Raw genomic sequence first — 2,871 nt, 5'->3', positions numbered from 1 at the left:
TCCAATAATATTATTTTGTGAAGTTATTGCAACATAATTTCCAAAACTGTCGACAAAAATATTTCTAATATTTTCTTGAGTCAAATTTAGTTCGATAAGAGTGGTTGTCATAAAATTGCGGCTAACGGGCCGCGGCTTGGCGAAGTGCGGGCTTGAATTGAGCGAAAGTTCAATTCAGTCCGAGACGTAGCCAAAGCTGTGAGCCTTTTGGTAAATTTAATGAAAAAACAAAAGCAAACAGCTTTTGGCGGCTAAAAAGGTGAGAAGTTCAATTTTGTACTTAACCCCGCATTTTGCCAAGCCGATGTTAGCTGTAGTAGCATTTTTAAGGTTTTACATTTACAAAGCTGTCAAATGAAATGGACTCGCCAAAATCTTTAACTTGTGATTCTATTATCAGTTTGTTGAATTCTTTTACGATTTTATCTGCATTTTGCTGTTTAATAACACGCAATTTTAGATTTTCGTATTCGAAATTCTCGAAATAATTTCCAAACTTTTCATTTATTTGTTTAATCGATACTAAACCACTTTCTTCAACTTTTTTAAATAATTTCCAATATTCTTTTTGTACAATAACAAAATCAACTGGAGGAAGTATTATCGGAATATGTTTTGGCCAGACGCAAACTCTATAAATTTGATTGTCTATTTTACTTTTCAAAAGAAAGTAACCTGGAACAAAAATATCTTCTTGGAGATTTTCTTGTAATTCATTTCTTATCAACGAATAATTCCAGATATAATCTGATTTTTCTTTATCAAAATATTCGACTTGAAATTCTGAGAAATGCTGAATTATTAGTTGTTCATTATGTCTAATCCATTGGTTTTCTAGATATCCTTTTTCAAATTTTTGAGGATTGTCTGGATCAATTTCGTCTTGTGGATTCAATAAAAAAATATCTAAATCTTCAATAATTTTTTCCAAAATCGGAAAACTTTCATATCCAAAAAAATTAGGACGAATGAAATTAATGGTAAAATTTATGTTTAAATTTTCATATTCACTAAAATTATCCCAAATTTCAAGATCTTCGGTTTCAGTATTTGGTTCGTTCAAGTCAATACCAAAGTAAACACCTGTTTCTTCATTGAAATAACTCCATTGTGTTTCATTTTCTTCGGCAGTTAAATATTCAGAATTATTTAGATAATTAATAATATCTTTTTCAGATTGATTACTTGATTTCTTTTTATAAAAGTATAAATCGTAACTCATATTTTTTACGTGAGATTGGTTCTGCTATTACAGCTAACGAAAAAGTATTGGCGAAGTGCGGGAATTCGAAGGACTGAAAGTTCAAGAATTCAGAAACGTAGCCGATGCTTTTTTCGGATTGTTAAATTAAGAAAAAAATCAATACGAAAAAGCAATCGGCGGATAAATGCTACAAATATTTCAATTTAGGATTTAACCCCGCATTTTGCCAATACACTGTTGTAGGAAGTTCTTTTAATATTCTGATATTTTTTTTATTACATCTTCATTCATTTCTTTACCCATTATTTCTAATAATTCTTCAACCGATATATTTTGTCTCTTATTGTAAATGGACGATAAAATGTTAGACAGAATTTCTTCTTTGTTTTCGAATGAGTTTTTGAAAAACATAAAGGCTCTTCCATATTGTCCATTGTCGTTTTCATAAATATACTTAGATCCATATAATTTTCCTTTGTCTATAGAAGGATTTGCACTTGGTCCTCGCCAATCCAATAAATTACCATTTTGTTTATTTTTTAAATAATCTGACTGCCTATTTTTAATAAAATATGTTTCAGCAGTTTCTAAATCAATGATTGAACTATATTTATAAGCAATATATTCGGAAAGTCCATCTCTAAACCATCTGAATTTTATATCTTTTAGATTATACTGATTTAGAAGTGTTCCTTCTACAATTTCATGTGAATAGGTATTTGCGATTAATTTGTTAATTTTTTTATTGTTTTCGGATGCATTATTTGTTAATGAAATAACCCAAGGAATATCAAGACCTTTTCCGATTGTTATTGTGTTTCTCGAGTTTATGTTAGATAATAATATATCTTCGCGATGAATAGTATTGAATTTAAACCTGTTTAATAAAAAATCATCAAAATCTTTTAATCTATTTAAAGTGAAGTCAGCGTTTTGCATTAAATCCTTTGCGTCATAATAAACTCTATAATTGTCAACTAAAGAGTCCGCTTTTGATTTGTCAAATATTTTCAAATTGGCAATATTGTTAACTCTGTCGTTTCCAAAAACGTCCTCATTAACAAAAGAAGCTCGAGTTGTTAAAGTAAAATTATTTGGTTGAAAACTGCTTACTCGACCGATTTTCCACAAATTATTCCTTTTTAATAAATTCATTTCCATAGTTTGCTTCTGTCCATTGTTATAAATTTGACTTAGATGCAAAATTTTAATACTGTCTGATTTTGGTTCAATTTTGTCGATTTCAATATTTCTAATTTTCTCATTTTGCCCAAAATTAACATAAGAATAAAACATTATCCATGTTGAATTATAATCCATTTTGTCAACCAATAAAGAGTTATCTAAATGTGGTTTTATTAAATTATAATCATTTTTATTTATTGCGGATTGATAATCTTTTATTATTTTTTTTGAAGAGTTATTTATAGAAGTTGTAACGCAACTAGTCATAAGAAGTAGAGGAAAGAAATATACTATTTTTTTCATTAATTTTTTGTTTTAATATTTTATGATCGTGGTTTTTTATAGAATTTCCTACAACGAAAAAGGCTTTGCGAAGTGCGGGAATTCGAAGAACGAAAAGTTCAAGAATTCAGAAACGAAGCAAATGGCTTTTTCAGATTGTTAAATTAATAAAAAAATCAAGATGAAAAGCCAATTTGCGG

The 2,871-nt window shown here is 28.5% G+C and carries 2 protein-coding genes; both read right to left on the bottom strand.

What is annotated here, in order from left to right:
* Positions 1–325: 325 nt before the first annotated feature.
* Entirely contained in the window at positions 326–1,222 is an 897-nt protein-coding gene (locus tag ACVFVN_RS14550) for a hypothetical protein (protein ID WP_456235843.1), read from the bottom strand.
* A 234-nt stretch (positions 1,223–1,456) separates the two neighbouring features.
* On the bottom strand, positions 1,457–2,692 hold the full coding sequence (locus tag ACVFVN_RS14545; protein ID WP_456235842.1) for a hypothetical protein: 1,236 nt from the start codon (positions 2,690–2,692) through the stop codon (positions 1,457–1,459).
* Positions 2,693–2,871 lie beyond the last annotated feature (179 nt).

The organism is Soonwooa purpurea (assembly GCF_053891095.1).
This window is presented reverse-complemented; position numbering and strand designations above follow the sequence as displayed.